We start from the raw sequence: 17005 nt of genomic DNA, 5'->3' as shown, positions 1-17005 counted from the left end.
CGGCAAAATCCTTGAACTAGGATTTTGGCAGATTTCTTGCTTAAGAAACTTGGTGGCCCCGGGGGCCAGGGTGCGCGGTCAGACCCCGAACCAGCCTTCGCAGGTCACGACCTCGGGCGAGGGGAAAAGGCGGATCGGCGCCGTCGTCCGATCGCCGTCGAGCCAGGCTTCGAGCGAGCCGCCGCGATCATGGTAGGTCCAGCAGAAGGGAGTGTCGATGCCCTGGTAGTCAAAGCAGATCAGCTGCCCCTGCGGCCGCCAGCGGCCTTCGAGGCAGCGCTCGGCATCGCGCCAGATCGCCCGCCGGCCGGGGAGGAAGGTTTCCACCCCGTAGCGGCCGGTCTCGTCATGGGTGTCGAAGGTGCGGCCCTGCACGAAACGTTCGAACGCCTCGGCCGACAGCGGCGGGTCGGCGGGCTCGGCCCGGGCCGGAAGGGCGAGCAGCAGAGCAGCGGCAAGCAGGGCTGCGGGGCGCATCAGCTGCCGACCTCGGGGCCGGGGCAGGCGGGGGGATCGGGGGTAACGGCGACGGTCACGGGCGGGGTTCCGGGCGGGTTCGTGGTATAGGCCGCGTCGAAGCCCGTGGCGCTGCGGGTGATGATCCAGCAGTCGGGCTCGACATCGGTTTCATACTTGAAGCAGATCGCCGGGCCTTCGGCATACCAGTGGCCCAGGGTGCAATCCTCGCCCACCGCCGCCCAGCGGACGCGGCGGTCGGGCAGATACTGTTCCAGACCATAGACCATGCCGGACTCCGACCAGGACATGCTGCGGCCGAGGGTGAGTGCGTCGAATTCGTCCGCCGTGACCGGATCCCCGGCGAAGGCCGGGGTCGCGGCGAGCAGGGCGGGCAGGAGGAGGGCGCGCATGCTAGACCCCGACATCCGGGCCGGGGCAGGCGAGGGGGGAGGCGGCCTCGGTCACCTCTTGCGGGGGCGCGTCGGGGCTGGAGAGGGGCTGGGCCAGCACCCTGTCGCCCTCGCGCCAGTAGTGCCAGCAGTGCAGACCGTCGCGTGCGGGGTAAACGAAGCAGATCGCATCGCCCTGCGGAAACCAGCTGCCGTCCAGGCAGGGGCCGCCCGTATCGGCATCGCGGACGCGGCGGCCCTCGAAATAGGCCTCGGACCCCCAGACCTGCCCGTCCGTCGCATAGTCGAGCGTCTTGCCGAGGGAGAAGCGGTCGAATTCCTCGGCCGTCATCAGGGTGCGGGCGACGAGGGGCTGGGCCAGAGGCGCGGCGAGGATGAGGCAGGCGAGGGCCGCGCGCATGGTCAGACGCCCACGTCCGGGCCGGGGCAGGGCAGGGGCGTGGTGTCGGCGGAGGTCTCGTAAAGCTCCTGCCCCGGCGCGGCCTCGGTCGAAAGCGCGACAAGGGCTCCGTCATTCAGCCAGAAGGTCCAGCAGGCGGGCTTGGGATCGTCCTCATAGACAAAGCAGATGTCCTGGCCCGAGGGATACCAGACGCCATACTGGCAGGTGTCGGCGGTCACGCTCCAGCGGACCTTGCGGTCGGGGAGGTATTCCTCGATGCCGAACAGCAGCCCATGCTGGTGGTAGGTCACGGTCTTGCCGACGACATGGGCCTCGAACTCCTCGGCCGAGATTGGTGTGCCGAGCGATGGGACCATCTCCCCGGCGGGCGGGGTGTCCGCGAGTGCCAGCGCGGGCGAAAGCACGAGGGCGAGAAGGGCGGCGCTGCGGCGCATGGCGTCAGACGCCCACGTCCGGCCCGGCGCAGGGCAGTGGACCGCCGTCGCGTCTGGATTCGAGGATCTCCCAGCCGCCGCCCTCGCCCATGTAGCGACCGCGGATCTTGCCGTTCTCCAGGAAGTAGAGCCAGCAGGCGGGTGTCGGGTCGCGTTCGTATTCGAAGCAGATCTGGTCGTCCTTCTGATACCAGATGCCGTAGATGCAGAGGTCGCCCTCGAAGGCCCAGCGGACGCGGCGGCCTTCGAGGTATTCCTCGGTGCCGAAGAGCCCGCCGCCGTAGTCGTAGGTTATCGTGTCGCCGCGGGTGGCGGCGTCGAACTGATCGGCGTTCAGGGGCGTTTCGGCCAGCGCCGGTGTGGCGGCAAGGATCAGGGCAAGGGCGGTGGGGCGCATTTCGGGCTCCGTGACTTCGCGGGGAGAGTGCCAAAGGCGGCGCGGCTTGACCAGTCAAGCCGCCGTGTCCGGGGCTGCGGAAGAGGGTCGGGTTTCCCGCCAGCGGGCGAGATGGGGCGCGATGGCGCGGCGCCAGGCGCGGGGGGCGAGTGCAAGAGCGCAGGCGAGCGGCAGGGGCCAGGGCAGGCGGGGGGCGTCCTCGGCCGCGGGCAGGGCGAGGGCGGGGAAGGGGCGCGCGGGGTGGACATGGTGGTCGGAATGGCGCGGGGCGTTGAGCATCATGACCGAGGAGAACCAGTGCGCGGTGTTCCAGCTGTGCGCGGGGCCGACGGGTTCCAGCCGCCCGTCGGGACGGCGGGCGCGGGTCAGGCCGTAGTGCTGGACGTAGTCGGACAGCAGGATCTGGCTTTGCGCATGCAGCGCGAGGCCGGTCCAGGCGAGCAGTCCCGGCAGGCCGGCGATGAGCGTGGCGAGCATCAGCGCGGCCAGCCCGATCGCCAGGTAGGCGGCGTAGGGGTGCAGGCCGGGGCGGGCCGCGCCATTGCGCAGCGCGGTTTCCGCGCGGGCGCCGTCGCGGAAGCTGCCGATCCAGGCGCGGCGGGCGAAACGGTAGAAGCTTTCCCCGGCGCGGGCGGTGTTGGGGTCGTCGCGGCTGGCGACATGGCGGTGGTGGACGAGCCGGTGGGCGCTGGCGTGCTGGCCGAAGAGGAGGGCGGCATAGACCGTGGCGCCGAGCCGGAAGAGCGCCCGGCGCGGCCGGTGGATCAGCTCGTGCGCGGCCGGATGCGCGACCTGGCCGAGCCAGAAGCCCGCCGCGAAGAACAGGAGCACCCGCTGGCCGGGCGTGAGGCCCGAGGCGCCGGCCACGCCCCAGGTGGCGAGCGGCAAGAGCGTGAGCGCGCCGATCCCGGTGGCGATCAGCAGGGCGTCGGCCGCGGGAAACTCGTCGCCCTCGGCCTGGCCGGCGGTCAGCGGGATGAGCTGGTCGAGGATCACGGTCAGCACCGCCATGTAGAGGAACACCGCCCAGAGCCAGCCCGGCCCGAGCGCGAGGCCGAGCCCGATCAGCGCCAGCGGGCTGAGGGCTGCAAGGGCGAAGGCGGCAAGGGGCAGGGGGCGGGCTTGCATCGGATCGGTCGGCGGTCAAGTCTGGCGCGGGTGGCGCGGAGGGAGTGATGCCGGAAAAGTTGGGCGAAATGCTGGCCATTGCAACAGCCATCCTGTCGCTGGCGGCGGCGGTGGTCTTCTGGCTTGGCTTCGCCACGCGCGAGGTGAAGGGGGCGACGGGGGCGGCGGTCAAGACGGCCTCGACCGGGCTTCTGGCGGTGCTGGCGCTGGGACAGGCGGCGACGCTGGCGCCGGGCGGGTGGTTCTGGCTGGTGCCCCTCGGGCTGGCGCTGGGGGCACTGGGCGACCTGATGCTGGCGCTGGGCGGGATCGGGCGGTTCCTGGCCGGGGTGGCGGCCTTCGGGCTGGGGCATCTGGCCTATGCCGGCGGGTTCCTCTGGCGGGGCGCGGAGCTGGGGTTCGACGGGATCTCGGCGGGGGAGGGGCTGACGCTGGCGGGTCTGGCAGCCCTGCTGGTCTCGACCGAGGTCTGGCTCGCGCCGCGCACGGGGGACCTGCGGCAGCCGGTGAGGGGCTATGTCGGGCTGATCGGGCTGATGGGGGCGGCGGCGCTGGTGCTGCCCGCGCATGCGGGGCAGGTCGTCTTGCGGGCGGGGGCGGGGCTGTTCATCCTGTCGGACCTGCTTTTGGCCCTGCAACTCTTCGTGGTGAAGGGCGCGGGCTGGCGGCGGCGGCTGGCGCTGACGCTCTGGCCGGCCTACTGGGCGGGGCAGGCGCTGATCCTGTGGGGGGCGGTTCTTTACGCGGGCTGAGGGGCGGCGGCTCGTCGTCGCCTTCGTCGCTCCTCGCGGGGGGCGCCTCTGCGATGAGGAGCCGGAGGCGAACGAAGAGCCGCGGTCCGGCCTCCGGCCTTCCAAAGCCCGGCCAAAGCGACTAGGTGAAGGGAAACAGCCCGGGGGTGCCGCCCATGTCGTTCTTCACCAAGCTCAAGGAGCGGATGTTCCGGTCCTCGAACCGGATCGGCGAGGGGCTGGAGGCGCTGGTCGCCGAGGGGGCCGAGGACCCGAAGGACCCGCCGCGCGAACTGCCCGAGCCTTCGCCGCCGGAACTGCCCGAGCCCGCCGCACCGGACCTGCCCGAGCCCACGCCGCCGGAACTGCCCGAACCCGACCTGCCCGAACCCGAGCTGCCGATGCCCGAGGACCCCGCGCCCATGGACCGGGCCCGAGCCGCGGCCGCGCCCCAACCCGCGCCGCAGGCGAAGCCCGGCCTTCTGGGCCGGCTGTTCGGGCGCGCCCAGGCCGAGGAGCCGCGTCGGGTACTGGACGATGCCATGCTGGAAAGCCTGGAGGAGTTGCTGATCCAGGCCGACATGGGGGTGGAGACCGCCGTGCGCGTCACCGCCAACATCGCCGAGGGCCGCTTCGGGCGGAAGATCTCCACCCGCGAGTTGCGGGCGGCGCTGGCCGCAGAGGTCGCGCGGATCATGGAACCCGTGGCGCGGCCGATGCCGATCTACCCGCAGAAGCCGCAGGTCGTGCTGGTGGTGGGGGTGAACGGATCGGGCAAGACCACGACGATCGGCAAGCTGGCCAGCCAGTTCAAGGCGGCGGGCAAGCAGGTCGTGATCGCCGCCGGCGACACCTTCCGCGCGGCGGCGGTGGAGCAGTTGCAGATCTGGGGCAAGCGCGCGGGTGTGCCGGTGCTGACCGCGCCCGAGGGCAGCGATCCGGCGAGCCTCGCCTTCGACGCGCTGACCAGGGCCCGGACCGAGGGCGCGGACCTTCTGATGATCGACACGGCGGGGCGGTTGCAGAACCGGGCCGACCTGATGGAGGAACTGGCCAAGATCGTCCGCGTCATCCGCAAGGTCGATCCGACCGCGCCGCACAATACCCTGCTGGTGCTGGACGCCACCACCGGCCAGAACGCGCTGACCCAGGTCGAGATCTTCCGCAAGATCGCCGATGTCTCGGGCCTCGTGATGACCAAGCTCGACGGCACGGCCAAGGGTGGCGTGCTGGTGGCGCTGGCCGACCGCTTCGGCCTGCCGATCCACGCAATCGGCGTTGGCGAGCAGATCGACGACCTGGCCCCCTTCGACCCCGAGGAGTTCGCGCGCGCCCTCGTCGGGGCCGAGGCATGATCCGGGGCGCGGCCCTGGCCCTGATGCTGGCCGGGCCGGCCCTCGCCGAGGGCGAGGCGGGGCTGTGCGGTCAGGTCTGGGCGCGGGTGGCAGAGGGGCTTTCGCCGTTCGGCACGGTCCGGCAGGAGGCCGTCGCGCAGGAGGGCGACTGGTGCGTGGTGGGCCGGCCGGTCCTTGACCTCGACGGCCAGTATCTGCCGGACTGGCACATGGACCGGCTGCGGTTCCGCGGCAGCGCGCTGCCCTGGCTGGTGGACGGGTCGGTCCTGCCCGAGGGGCTTGAGGTCGCGGTCGAGGGGCTGCGGCTGGTTGTCCAGACCGGCAATGCGCAGTTCGACTGGCTTTACGCGGCGCAGGCGCGGGCGAACCGGATCGCGGCCGAGGCCTCGCTGGCCTGGGATCCCGCGGCAAGGGTCTTGCGGCTGGAGGGGCTGGGCATCGACTTCCCCGGCGCCAATTCCCTGGACCTGCGCGCCACGGTGGCGGGGGTGGACCTTTCCTCGACCGGGGCGATGCAGATGTCGGCGACGGGCTTTGCGCTGACCGGGGCGGAGTTGCGGATCGAGACGCACGGGCTGTTCGAGGGCTATCTGCTGATGCCCTTGGGGGCGGCCCTGCTGCCCTACGAGGGCGACATGGACGCGGCGGCCGAGCGGCTGCGGGCCGGGCTTCTGGCGCTGGTCGCCGACCTGCCCGAGGCGAGCGTTCCGCCGGCAAGCAAGGCGGCTCTGGCGGCGCTGGTCGGGGAACTGCCGAACCCGGCGGGGGTGCTCGACCTGTCGCTGCGGGCCGATCCGGGCCTCGGGCCGGTGCGGTTCGGCGGCTATGCGCTGACGGGGATGCCCGCGACGCTGGCCGAGGCCGCGCCGCTGTTTCTGGGCGTGGCGCTGGACGCAAGCTGGACGCATGCAGATGCGCCTTAGGCTTGCGCTGGTCCTCGCGCTGGCGGCGGGGCCGGGTGCGGCCGAGACGCCGGTTCCCTGCGCGGGGATGCCCGAGGTGCTGCGGGACCTTTCGGGCCTGACGGTCAGCGCCCCGCCCGCCGCGATGACGGGCGGCTGGTGCGTGCTGGACGGGGCGCGGCTGACGGGGGCGGGTGTCCCGACCGTCGCGGCCGCGCGCCTGCGGGCCAGGGCGGGGGTCGAGGGGGCGGAGGTGGTATCGCTGGAGGTCGAGGGGCAGGGCCTGCGCCTTGCGCCCGGGCTGCAGGAGCGTGACCTGCCGGGCTGGCTGCGCGATCTTCTGCGGTTGCAGACGGCGGACCTGCGGCTGGCGCTGCGCCGGGATGCCGGGGAGGACCGGCTGCTGGTTGAAGACGTGCGGCTGGACCTGTCGGGGGGCAGCGCGCTGCGCGTGACGGGCGAGCTTGAGGGCGCCGGGCTTTCGGCCCCGTCGCTGCTTTCCGGCAAGCTGCGACAGTTGCGGCTGGAATGGCGCAGCGACGGGCGGACCCTGCGCCCGGCGCTGGCGGCCTGGGGCGCGGCCTTGCAGCCGGGCGCCGAGGCAGGCGAGGCACTGGAGGCGGCGCGGGCCGCTCTCGTGGCGCTGGTCGCGGCCCTGCCCGAGGCAGCGCTGGCCGAGGCGGGGCGGACGGAACTGGAGGCGGCGGTGCGAGCCCTGCCGCAGGGGCGGGGGCGGCTGGTGGCGGACCTCGTCTCGGAGCGGGGAATCGGTGCGGCGGAGCTTGGGCTTCTGGCCCTGTCGCGCGACCCTGCGGGCCCCGAGGCCCTGGCGCGGTTCCTCGGGGGCAGCCGGCTGGAGATCGACTGGCAGCCCGGGATCGTGCCATGAGCGCGACGGGCGCGAAGGAAGGACGGATGAGGCGATGGCGGAAAAGAAGATCAACCCGATTCTCAAGCAGGTGCTGGAGCTGGGGCCGACCCTGGTCTTCTTCCTGATCTACATGCGGATCAAGGATCAGACCTACACGCTGGGCGGGACCGACTATTCCGGCTTCATTGTGGCGGCGCTGATCCTGGTTCCGCTGCTTCTTGCCGCAATTTTCGCGCTATGGTTGTTGACGGGCACGATCAGCCGGATGCAGATCTTCGTCGCGGTGATGGTCGTGGTCTTCGGAGGCCTGACCGCCTGGTTCAACGACGAGCGGTTCTTCAAGATGAAGACGACGATCGTCTATGGCACCTTCGCCGCGATCCTCGGCGCGGGGCTTCTGCGCGGCAAGAGTCTCCTGCAATGGGTGATGGCCGAGGCTTTGCCAATGAAACCCGAGGGTTGGATGATCCTGACCCGGCGGCTGATGTGGATGTTCGCAGCCCTCGCGGTCGCCAACGAAATCATCTGGCGCACGCAGTCCACCGAGCTTTGGGTGAAACTCGAGACCTTCGCGATGCCCGCCGCGCTCTTCCTGTTCCTCATGCTTCAGTTCATGGCGCTGCAACGCTACCTGATTGACGAGCCGGACGACAAATCCTGACGCCCGGCACAGGATTGCCCCGCAAGGGTCCGGGTTCTGCCCCAGCGCTGCCTTGATGCACCGATAGACCGGTCGGCAAGCAAGAGGGAGTAGACCAATGCACCGCACACCGTTCGATCTGGTCCGCCTGTTCCTGAGCCTGTTCCAGGACCTGCCTCCCCTGTCGCGGTCGCTCTATCTGCCCGGTGCGGTGCTTCTGGTGGCCTATCCGGTGCTTTCGGTGGCCTACGGGCCGGACCATTCCGGCGAGGCCTTCGCTACGGCCTTCATGGCGGCGCTGGCGGTGCGGATCGGGATGGGCTTCGAGGGCATGGTGCGGCGGCTTCTGACCCGCTACACGGTCGCGCAGGCAGTGACCTTCGCGCTGGCTTTCGCAGGCCTGCCGCTCCTGGTGCTGGCCGTGGCCGACGATCCGCTCTGGTGCCAGCGGATCCAGAGCCTGTTCTATGTCGTGATCGGCGGCGTGTTCCTTCAGGACGTCCTGAACAACCGCACGGCGACCGCAGCCAGCTTCTGGCCCGACGCGGAAATGCGTGACCACCTGCCGAACCTGACCCGTATGATGGTGGTCTACAACTTCGCCTTCCTCCTGATGAACGAGACGATGATCCGCGTTGCCGATCCGTCCTACTGGCTGCTGTTCTGGGCCGTGCTGCCGATCATCGGCCACACGGTCCTGCGCGCCATGGTGCTGACGGTCATCAACCTGGACGACAACGGTCACCGGGCCTGAGCTCGACGGCCCTGCAATTTCCACGCAAGACCTTTTCCCCCAAGTACTTTTATCAGGGGCGCCGCAAGGCGCCCTTTCCTTTTCCGTCAGCGGGGCGCGGTCGGGCGGTTCGATCGACCCGCCCGTTGAGCCCGAAAGCTAGGCGGCGGGCAGGCCCGAGCCCAGATCCATGCCGCGCGCGCCGAGAATGAGGCGCGACCAGCGTCGGCCGGGGCGGTGGAGCGGCAAGTCCCCGGCCGAGAGCCGTCCCTCGATCAGGGCGCGGTAAAGCGCGATGGTGCCGGGGCGCAGGTAGGGCGACCAGTGGCAGATCCGCCGCGGCGGGTCGGACAGCACATGGCCGAGCCCCGCAAGCGCCTGCAATGTGCGGGGCTGGTCGATCCAGAGGTCGTGCCAGTTCGGGCGGCTGCGCCCCAGACCCTGGCCGATCGAAGTGCGCAGGCCGAGGTGGATGCCCCATTCGAAACAGGCATCGAACAGGTCGTTCTCGCGCGTGGTGACGTTGATCACCTCGACCGACCGGCCCGCGGGCGTGTCGAGCGCAGAGAGCGCGACGCGCCGGGTTTCCGCCGCCGCGAGCAGGATCATCCGGTGGATGTGCCCGGCTGGCACAAGCGGCAGGGCGGCCAGCGCGACGCGCGCGCCCATGGAATGGGCGATGACCTGGATCGGCCGCCCGGAAAGGTCATGGACGGTGCGGGCGATCTCGGCCAGCGCGGGGCCGGTCCAGCCCGCCCGCAGATGCGCGCGCCAGGGATCGCATTTCGCCCTCCACCCCAGCGCGATGCCAAGGGCCGAGCAGCCGTCAAGGCCGAGGTGACGGGGCCAACTGACGGCGCGACGGTCGCCCGGCTGCGGGTCGAGCGACAGGATCGAGCCGTGCGGACAGTCCCCGGCAAAGCCCGGGGCATAGCGCCAGCCGTGGATCATCACGACGACCGGGGCGCTGGCGGGCAGTGCGGCCAGCTTGCGGGCCAGCCGCTCGCGGTCGAGGGTCAGGCCGCGGGGGCCCATGTCGGCTCGGATCGGACGGGGATCGTCGGTCATGACCTGTCTCGAACTGCTCGCTTGTCCGCCTTTTGCCGCGGGGTGGCAACGGGGCGGTGACGCAGCGATGACCGGCAGATGACAGCCTGCGGCTGTGGCAGCTTGACCACAGCGGGGTGCGGGCGTATCAGGCGGCCCGTGGCGCTTTGTTACCGGATTGCGGGCCACGTTAAACAAGCCGCTAAAGAGGTGAGGGGGATCGCCCCGGCACCTTTGGGTTTGCCGGGGCTTTTTCTTGGCCGGGGGGCCGCCGCGAGATGACGAAGGACTGGAAGACCCGCACGCAGCTGGTGCACGAGGGCAGCCGCCGCAGCCAGTACGGCGAGATGGCCGAGGCGATCTTCCTGACCCAGGGCTTCGTCTATCCCACCGCCGAGGCCGCCGAGGTGCGTTTCGTCAAGGCGGGCGAGGACGAGTTCATCTATGCCCGCTACGGAAACCCCACCACCCGGATGTTCGAGGACCGCATCGCGGCGCTGGAGGGGACGGAGGATGCCTTCGCCACCGCCTCGGGCATGGCGGCGGTTTCGGGCGCGCTGATGTCGGCCTTGCGGGCGGGGGACCATGTGGTCAGCGCGCGGGCGCTGTTCGGGTCCTGCCTCTATGTGCTGGAAGAGGTGCTGGGCAAGTTCGGCGTGCGCGTGACCTTCGTCGATGGCGCCGACCTCGGCCAGTGGCGGGCGGCGGTCACGCCGGGGACGAAGGCGGTGTTCTTCGAATCGATGTCGAACCCGACGCTGGAGCTGGTGGATATCCGCGGGGTGAGTGAGATCGCCCATGGCGTCGGCGCGCTGGTAATCTGCGACAACGTCTTCGCCACGCCGATCTTTTCCCGCGCGGTCGAGCAGGGCGCCGATGTGGTGGTCTATTCCACCACGAAGCACATCGACGGGCAGGGCCGCGCGCTGGGCGGGGTGGTCTGCGGCAGCCGCGAGTTCATCCGCAAGACGCTTGAACCCTACATGAAGCACACCGGGGGCAGCATGTCCCCCTTCACCGCCTGGATGCATCTCAACGGCATGGCGACGCTGGACCTGCGCTGCCGGGCGATGGCCGATACCGCGCTGGCCGTGGCGCGGGCGCTGGAGGGGCATCCGCAGGTGACGAAGGTGATCTATCCGGGGCTCGAGAGCCATCCGCAGCACGCGCTGGCCATGGTGCAGATGGGGTCGGGCGGCACGCTCGTCACCTTCGAGGTGAAGGGCGGGAAAGAGGCGGCCTTCCGCTTCATGAACGCGCTCACGATCGCCAAGATTTCCAACAACCTGGGCGATGCCAAGACCATCGCCACCCACCCCGCCACCACCACGCACCAGCGTCTGCCTCAGGACCAGAAGGACGCCCTCGGCATCACCCCCGGCCTGATCCGCCTGTCCCTGGGGCTGGAGGATGCGGACGACCTGATCGCCGACCTGACGCACGCGCTGGCGGCCTCGGCCTGAGCGGTCGTCCGGCCGGTCAGCCCGGCGCGCAGGCCACCAGCGAGAAGGCCTTGTCGAACCGCGCGGCCTTCAGCGCGGCCCGAAGCCGGTCCGACAGGACCAGCGCTCTGCCTACCTTCGGGTCGATCCAGACATCGGGGACCGCCGAGAAGCCGGGTTGCCGGACATAGACCGGCTTGACCTTTCCCCTGCGCCTTTACCCACTGATCGGACAAGGAAAGGATACCGTCCTCTCGGACAGGAGTAGCGGAGGGCGGCAGATCACCTCAGCTCCGGTCCGGGGGCGTCTTCGGTCGTGCCGAAAGGCCCCGTGAAATGCAGTCCTCGCAGTCAGCCCTCGGTCAATGCCTGATGCAGAGGTTCGGACACGAAGATCTGGCCGTTGAAATCGCCAGCGCAGAAGAAGTGCCTGCCCGCGACCGCAGCTTGCAGCAAAACCGGGGGCCAGGGGTCGGTGGAGCCGCTGTCGAACAGGAAGGCCGGCCGGGAAGGATCGGGCCTGACCAGCTGCGGGACCTCGGGAAACTGGCGCATCGGCGGCCTGGTTCTTTCCCGATCGAGCGCCGTCACGACGCGCTGCCCGACCGCGAGGATGTAGAACGGCCGGCTTTCGCTTTCTCCGCCCGGGTAGATCACGCCGACGGCTTCGAACTGATGGAGACCGGGTTCTAAGCTATCCACAATCGATCTGAACCGGTCCAAAACGACATAGGCCATGTGCATGCGCATGAGATCGGGCAGGTCGATGTCCTTGCGCGCAATGGCCCTGCCGGAGCCGTCGACAATTCGGACCCGCGTCGGCAGGTCCGTGCTTTTGACGCGGCGACCGCCCCTGAAATAGCTCACGCTCGGGATCGGCCAGATCCCGATGTCGATCGTCGTATCATCGAGTTCGATCTTGTCCATGTCTCCGTCGATCGGAGAGCAGCGGTGACTCCGTCCATCGAGCGTGGACCAGGACGCGGCACTGAGACTCCGGATCACCATGCACCTCCATTGGCTGACCGGGTTCGCAATGGAGTGCGCAAGGCGGGCATTTACGCCCTCATTATGGTTGAGGCCGAGGATGGCTGGCAAGCGCGCCTCTCGGTGCGCATTGCAGCGGTGCCACCGCAATCCCTCCGCTGCCGTACGTCAGACCGGTCTCATGCGCAGATGCGTGGGCGGGTGCAGGCCGGCTGCGGTTGTCTCTTCCGGCAGGCGATCCGAGAGATGCAAACGCAGGTGACGCTGCACGCATCGCTTCCTGCGGGACCATTACGGACGGGGCTGTGCCGGACCATCCCGGATGTTTGCCATCGTCTCGCCTTCGGCCTGGGCGGCATCCGGCTGCGCCGTGACGGAAATCATGGCGCCCGGGTCGCAATCCCCGCTTGTGCGGCGCTCGGAAATGCCTATTTGATGGGGGCCTGCCCCGGACCAGGGTGATCCGGAGGCGGGATCTGCTCGTAAGACATTCCGGAAATTGACGGCGCCTGCCCGAGGGCCGCGCCCGAACCGAAAGGACCTGCCCATGAACATCCACACCCCCGAGATCGACCGTCTTCCCACCCGGGAAGAGGCAGAGGCGGCGCTGGCCGTGCTGCGGCAATGGGCAGGCAAGGTGTCGGACGAGGACATCGCCCGGCTGGATTCCGCCGTGGGCTTCCTGCTGCCCGGCCAGGGCTATCCGGCGCTGTCGCGCATCTACCCGGAGGCCTTCCGCCCCGATGCAGGCTATCTGCGCGCCATGCCCGACCTGCAGAACGGCCCCGCCAGCCTGATCCGGGGCGCGAAGGCGCGGATCCAGCATGTCGGCATCTCCAATTTCCGCCTGCCGATCCGCTTTGTCACCCGCGACGGCGCGCCCCTGGTGCTGGAGACCAGCGTGACCGGCACGGTCAGCCTCGAGGCCGAGAAGAAGGGCATCAACATGAGCCGCATCATGCGGTCCTTCTATGCCCATGCCGAGAAAGAGTTCTCCTTCGGCGTGATCGAGGCGGCGCTGGACGACTACAAGGCCGATCTCGGCAGCTTCGACGCGCGCATCCAGATGCGGCTGTCCTTCCCGATGCAGATGGTCAGCCTGCGATCGGACCTGACCGGCTGGCAGTATTACGACATCGCGCTGGAACTGGTGGAGACCGCCGGTGTGCGCAAGCGGATCGTGCATCTGGACTATGTCTACAGCTCGACCTGCCCGTGCAGCCTGGAGCTGTCGGAACATGCCCGGATGGAGCGCGGCCAGCTGGCGACGCCGCATTCGCAGCGCTCGGTGGCGCGGCTGTCGGTGGAACTGACCGGCGAGATGGCGATCGAGGATCTGGTGGACCTCGCGCGCGGCGCGGTAGTGACCGAGACGCAGGTCATGGTCAAGCGCGAGGACGAGCAGGCCTTTGCGGAACTGAACGCCGCCAACCCGATCTTCGTCGAGGATGCGGCGCGGCTGTTCTGCGAGGCGCTGCGGGCCGATCCGCGCATCGGCGACTTCCGGGTGGTGGCGAGCCATCAGGAGAGCCTGCACAGCCACGACGCGATCAGCCTTCTGACCGAGGGCGAGACCTTCGCAGCCGAAAGCCTGGACCCGCATCTGTTCCGCACACTGATCCACGCCCGCTGACGGGTGGATTGACCAAAGGCGCGGGGCCGCGTAGCCATGCCCGACCATGGTTGACTTCCGCCCCGTCGCCTATGTCATCGGCCGCATCCTGATCGTGCTGGCGATCCTGATGCTGGCCCCGGCCATCATCGACTGGCGCGCGGGGCTGGAGAACGGTCATGCCTACCTTGCCTCGGCCGCGCTGACCGGCGTCACGGGCGCGGCGCTGACGCTGTCCACCGGCAACGCGCTGGGTCAGGCGCTGGACACGCGGCAGGCCTATCTCCTGACTGCCGGCATCTGGTTCCTCGTGCCCTTCTTCGGCGCGCTGCCGTTCTGGATCGGCGCGCCGGGGCTGAGCCTCCTGAACGCCTATTTCGAGGCGGTCTCGGGCATCACCACCACCGGGGCCTCGGTCATCACGGGCCTCGCGGAACAGCCGCAGAGCGTGAACCTCTGGCGCGGAATGCTGAACTGGCTGGGGGGCCTCGGCATCGCCTTCATCGCGATGATCTTCCTGCCGCTGATGCGGATCGGGGGCATGCAGTTCTTCCGGACCGAAGGCTTCGACACATTCGGCAAGGTGCTGCCGCGGGCGACCGACATCGCCAAGCAGCTTCTGATCGTCTATCTGGCGCTGACGGTGGTGACGATGACCGTCTATGCCATGCTCGGCATGCCGGCCTTCGAGGCTGTTGTGCATGGCATGACCACGGTCGCGACGGGCGGCTTTTCCACCAACGATGCCTCGTTTTCCGTCTATGCCCCGCCGATCCACTATGCGGCGGCGCTGTTCATGTTCCTCGCCAGCCTGCCCTACATCCGTTATGTGCAGCTGATGAACGGAACCGCGCTGCCGCTGTGGCAGGATGCCCAGGTCCGCGCCTACGCCCGCTGGCTGGGAATGGCGGTGCTGGCGGTGGCGATCTGGCGGGCCTGGACGACGAACACCGGCTTCGAGCAGGCCTTCCGCGAAAGCCTGTTCAACCTGGCCTCCATCATGTCCTCGACCGGCTACGGCGCGGGCAGCTTCGCCGGCTGGGGCGGGTTCATGCTGGTCGTGGCTTTCGTGGTCGGCGTGATCGGGGCCTGTTCAGGCTCGTCGGCGGCGGGGCTGTCGGTGTTCCGGGTGCAGCTGGTGATCGCCGTCCTCGGCCGCGAGATCCGGCGGATCGGCAGCCCCTCCAGCGTCGATCCGATCCGCTACCAGGGGCGCGCGGTCGAGGACGACGTGCTGAACGCGCTCATCCTCTTCGTATCGAGCTTCATCCTGATCCTCGGAGTGATGAGCGTGGCGATGACGCTTCTCGGTGTGGACACGGTTTCGGCGCTGTTCGCGGTCTGGACCGCGCTGGGCAACATCGGCTACGGCTTCGGCCCCCTGGTCGAGCGCACCGGCACCTTCATCGACTTTCCGCCCGGCGCCATCGCGATCATGACGCTGTGCATGATCCTGGGCCGGCTGGGCCTGTTGGCGATTCTGGTAATGGTGCTGCCGAGCTTCTGGCGGCGGTAGTGCGCTGGCCACCCCTCCTCGTGCGACTGCGTCTTCTCGTCGGGGGGGCGCCGCGCCGAGGGACGAGGTCACCGAGGAGCCGCAGCCCGCGCCCGATCAGTCCCAGCAGGAGACGAGCGCGGTCATGCCGATGCCGGTCTCGGACAGGGCCGCGGGGGTAAGCGGGGCGGTCGAGGTGGTGGGGGCGGGCGTGACCCCTGCCGGGGCGAGGAGGCGGTTGATCTCGGCCGCCGAAAGCGCGAAGGCGACGCCCGCGGGCATCAGCTTGCCGCCCTTGGGGCGCGGAGGCAGAAGCATGCCGATCACGCTGCCCGACCCGTCCAGCACCGCGCCGCCGGCATCGCCCGGCAGCGCCTGCAGCGCCAGCCGGCTGATCGCGGTCTCGCCGTTCAGGCCGGTCGCATCCTCAAAGCTGCCGAAGGTGATGACCGGGGCGGGCAGGCGGTCCTCGTAGGAATAGCCTGGCACGGCGATCTCGGCCCCCGGCCGGGTCGAGGAGGTGGCGAGGCCCGCCACCACGCGCGGCGAGAGCGCGGCGTTCGGGGTCAGGAGCGCAAGGCCGCTGGCCGGGTCCGACAGCCTGACGGTCGCCTCGGTCGTGCGGTCGATGGTGACGCGGGTGCAGCCCTCGACCGCCTCGGTCGTGGTGACGACCGCGCCGTCCGGGGTGACGAAGAAGCCGGTCCGGCTGAGCCGCGGTTTCCGGACTTCGAGCCCCGCGAGGAGCCCGGCGCGGGTCTCGGCAGCCATCGGCGCCATGCCGGGATCGAGCACCGAGGCGCCATCGGGCGAGAAGCTGTCCTCGATCGCCTTGACGATCCGGGCGTCGCGGGCCGCATTGCCGGGGGTGGAGATCAGCATCCAGCCCTTGATCCGCCCGCCCTTCAGCTGTGCCGAGATCGTGGTGTCCACCTTGGCCGAGGTGCCGCGGATGCGGAAGCCGCGTTCGTTGCGCTCGCGCGGGCCGTCGAGCGGCACCTGCTCCAGCGTCTGGAGCACATCGTAAAGCCCGTATAGTGCGGCCTGGTCGCCCGGCTGCGATATCAGCACGATCTTCGGGGCATCCGGGGTTTTCCCGCGGTAGTGAACGAAGGGCGGCTCGTAATGGTCGAGTTCGACCAGGCCCAGCGGCAGCGTGACGGTGATGCCGGATTCGGCCTCGACCACCTCGGTGAAGCCGAAGGCCGCGCGTTCGGCGGACCAGGCGTCCAGGAGTGCCCGGCGCTGGCGGGTGGTCAGGATGCCGGTGGGCTCGAGCCCCTGCGCCTCTTGCCAGGCGGCCATCGAGTTGCGGGTGCCGGGACCGAAGGCGCCGTCGATGGCGCTGGTGTAGAAGCCGAACCATTGCAGCGCGGATTGGAGCTCGCGCCGTTCCTCGGGTGTCAGCAGCGCCTCGCTGTCGCGGGCCTCCTGGCGGGTCTCGTCGGGCAGGGAGACGGGGTCCGGTGCGGGGGCGGGCTCGGCAGGTGATGCTGCCGGCTCGTAAGCGGTCAGTGCTTCGGGGATCGCGAGGGCCGCCCCGTCCTCGGGGTAGAACCGGTCGCCATAGCGGGCGCCATCGGCAACGAAACTGTCGGACGGGATGCGGCGGTCGCGCTTGAGAAGTCCCAGACGGATCGGCGCCTCGTCCTCGGGGTAGGGGCCGAGTGCGATGCCATACCAGCCCGACCCGAGCGCAAAGCCGACGGTTTCAGGGAATTCGGACGCATAGGCGCGTGCGCGGTCGAGCGCCGTGGCAAGGTCGGGATGCGCCTCGACCTGGACCCAGACCCGGCCCTCCTGCGCGTCGGCGTGCCGGGCGGGCGCAAGGCTCAGCGCGGCGAGGAGAAGGGCAACAAACGCAAAAGGTCTGAACATGAACGGGTCCCGAAGCCGGTAGAGGATCGCGCCGACATTAGCCATGGAGCGCGCCGCGGCAAGGGCGAACCGGCGCGGATC

The 17005-nt window shown here is 69.8% G+C and carries 18 protein-coding genes and 1 riboswitch; of the genes, 9 read left to right on the top strand and 9 right to left on the bottom strand.

Features of this window, described 5'->3' with window-relative positions:
• Positions 1–78 precede the first annotated feature (78 nt).
• The 6 genes from ACK4IU_RS07720 to ACK4IU_RS07695 are packed head-to-tail and all read right to left on the bottom strand — an operon-like array spanning position 79 to position 3231.
• Positions 79–477 (bottom strand): hypothetical protein, encoded by a 399-nt coding sequence (locus ACK4IU_RS07720; protein ID WP_409733350.1) that lies wholly within the window; start codon positions 475–477, stop codon positions 79–81.
• Positions 477–869 carry a hypothetical protein gene (locus ACK4IU_RS07715; RefSeq protein WP_409733348.1) on the bottom strand — a complete coding sequence of 131 codons (393 nt, stop codon included), beginning with the start codon at positions 867–869 and terminating at the stop codon, positions 477–479. The genes ACK4IU_RS07720 and ACK4IU_RS07715 overlap by 1 nt, the downstream gene beginning before the upstream one ends.
• A 1-nt stretch (position 870) precedes the next feature.
• Positions 871–1269: a hypothetical protein gene (locus ACK4IU_RS07710; protein WP_409733346.1), complete on the bottom strand. Its 399-nt coding sequence runs from the start codon at positions 1267–1269 to the stop codon at positions 871–873.
• 2 nt (positions 1270–1271) lie between these two features.
• Positions 1272–1706 (bottom strand): hypothetical protein, encoded by a 435-nt coding sequence (locus ACK4IU_RS07705; protein ID WP_409733345.1) that lies wholly within the window; start codon positions 1704–1706, stop codon positions 1272–1274.
• A 4-nt stretch (positions 1707–1710) separates the two neighbouring features.
• A complete protein-coding gene (locus ACK4IU_RS07700) occupies positions 1711–2103 on the bottom strand; it encodes a hypothetical protein (protein ID WP_409733342.1) in 393 nt (130 codons plus the stop codon).
• Positions 2104–2157: 54 nt separating this feature from the next.
• Complete coding sequence (locus tag ACK4IU_RS07695) at positions 2158–3231, bottom strand: alkane 1-monooxygenase (RefSeq protein ID WP_409733340.1); 1074 nt, start codon at positions 3229–3231, stop codon at positions 2158–2160.
• A 47-nt stretch (positions 3232–3278) separates the two neighbouring features.
• Between ACK4IU_RS07695 and ACK4IU_RS07690 the strand changes: the two genes are divergently transcribed.
• The 6 genes from ACK4IU_RS07690 to ACK4IU_RS07665 all read left to right on the top strand — a co-directional run bounded on the left by ACK4IU_RS07690 (position 3279) and on the right by ACK4IU_RS07665 (position 8484).
• Complete coding sequence (locus ACK4IU_RS07690; protein WP_409733338.1) at positions 3279–3983, top strand: lysoplasmalogenase family protein; 705 nt, start codon at positions 3279–3281, stop codon at positions 3981–3983.
• A 155-nt stretch (positions 3984–4138) separates the two neighbouring features.
• Entirely contained in the window at positions 4139–5317 is a 1179-nt protein-coding gene (gene ftsY / locus ACK4IU_RS07685; protein ID WP_409733336.1) for a signal recognition particle-docking protein FtsY, read from the top strand.
• Positions 5314–6240 (top strand): hypothetical protein, encoded by a 927-nt coding sequence (locus tag ACK4IU_RS07680; RefSeq protein ID WP_409733334.1) that lies wholly within the window; start codon positions 5314–5316, stop codon positions 6238–6240. The genes ftsY and ACK4IU_RS07680 overlap by 4 nt, the downstream gene beginning before the upstream one ends.
• Positions 6230–7108: a hypothetical protein gene (locus ACK4IU_RS07675; RefSeq protein ID WP_409733332.1), complete on the top strand. Its 879-nt coding sequence runs from the start codon at positions 6230–6232 to the stop codon at positions 7106–7108. Before ACK4IU_RS07680 ends, ACK4IU_RS07675 begins: the two co-directional genes overlap by 11 nt.
• Before the next feature lie 34 nt (positions 7109–7142).
• Positions 7143–7751 (top strand): inner membrane-spanning protein YciB, encoded by a 609-nt coding sequence (locus ACK4IU_RS07670; RefSeq protein ID WP_409733329.1) that lies wholly within the window; start codon positions 7143–7145, stop codon positions 7749–7751.
• 97 nt (positions 7752–7848) lie between these two features.
• Entirely contained in the window at positions 7849–8484 is a 636-nt protein-coding gene (locus tag ACK4IU_RS07665) for a hypothetical protein (RefSeq protein ID WP_409733327.1), read from the top strand.
• Positions 8485–8622: 138 nt separating this feature from the next.
• Here ACK4IU_RS07665 and ACK4IU_RS07660 read toward each other — a convergent pair whose 3' ends face one another.
• Positions 8623–9531: an alpha/beta fold hydrolase gene (locus tag ACK4IU_RS07660; protein WP_409733325.1), complete on the bottom strand. Its 909-nt coding sequence runs from the start codon at positions 9529–9531 to the stop codon at positions 8623–8625.
• A 128-nt stretch (positions 9532–9659) separates the two neighbouring features.
• A riboswitch (SAM riboswitch) is annotated at positions 9660–9737 on the top strand.
• A gap of 51 nt (positions 9738–9788) precedes the next feature.
• On the opposite strand from ACK4IU_RS07660, the gene metZ reads away from it, so the two are divergent.
• Positions 9789–10973, top strand: coding sequence for an O-succinylhomoserine sulfhydrylase (metZ, locus tag ACK4IU_RS07655; RefSeq protein WP_409733323.1), 1185 nt, complete (start codon positions 9789–9791; stop codon positions 10971–10973).
• 330 nt (positions 10974–11303) lie between these two features.
• Here metZ and ACK4IU_RS07650 read toward each other — a convergent pair whose 3' ends face one another.
• The gene (locus ACK4IU_RS07650) at positions 11304–11879 is read right to left on the bottom strand and encodes an imm11 family protein (RefSeq protein WP_409733321.1); all 576 of its coding nucleotides are present in this window, start codon (positions 11877–11879) and stop codon (positions 11304–11306) included.
• A 607-nt stretch (positions 11880–12486) separates the two neighbouring features.
• On the opposite strand from ACK4IU_RS07650, the gene folE2 reads away from it, so the two are divergent.
• Both folE2 and ACK4IU_RS07640 read left to right on the top strand, forming a co-directional pair.
• Positions 12487–13572, top strand: coding sequence for a GTP cyclohydrolase FolE2 (folE2, locus tag ACK4IU_RS07645; RefSeq protein ID WP_409733319.1), 1086 nt, complete (start codon positions 12487–12489; stop codon positions 13570–13572).
• A gap of 46 nt (positions 13573–13618) precedes the next feature.
• A complete protein-coding gene (locus ACK4IU_RS07640; RefSeq protein WP_409733317.1) occupies positions 13619–15067 on the top strand; it encodes a TrkH family potassium uptake protein in 1449 nt (482 codons plus the stop codon).
• Positions 15068–15163: 96 nt separating this feature from the next.
• On the opposite strand, the gene ACK4IU_RS07635 is transcribed toward ACK4IU_RS07640, so the two are convergent.
• Positions 15164–16969, bottom strand: coding sequence for a serine protease (locus ACK4IU_RS07635; RefSeq protein ID WP_409733315.1), 1806 nt, complete (start codon positions 16967–16969; stop codon positions 15164–15166).
• Positions 16970–17005: the final 36 nt, after the last annotated feature.

Source organism: Tabrizicola flagellatus, assembly GCF_046295235.1.
GTDB lineage: Bacteria > Pseudomonadota > Alphaproteobacteria > Rhodobacterales > Rhodobacteraceae > Tabrizicola > Tabrizicola flagellata_A.
Note: the sequence above shows the minus strand (reverse complement) of the source record. Positions and strands in the feature narration are given on the sequence as shown.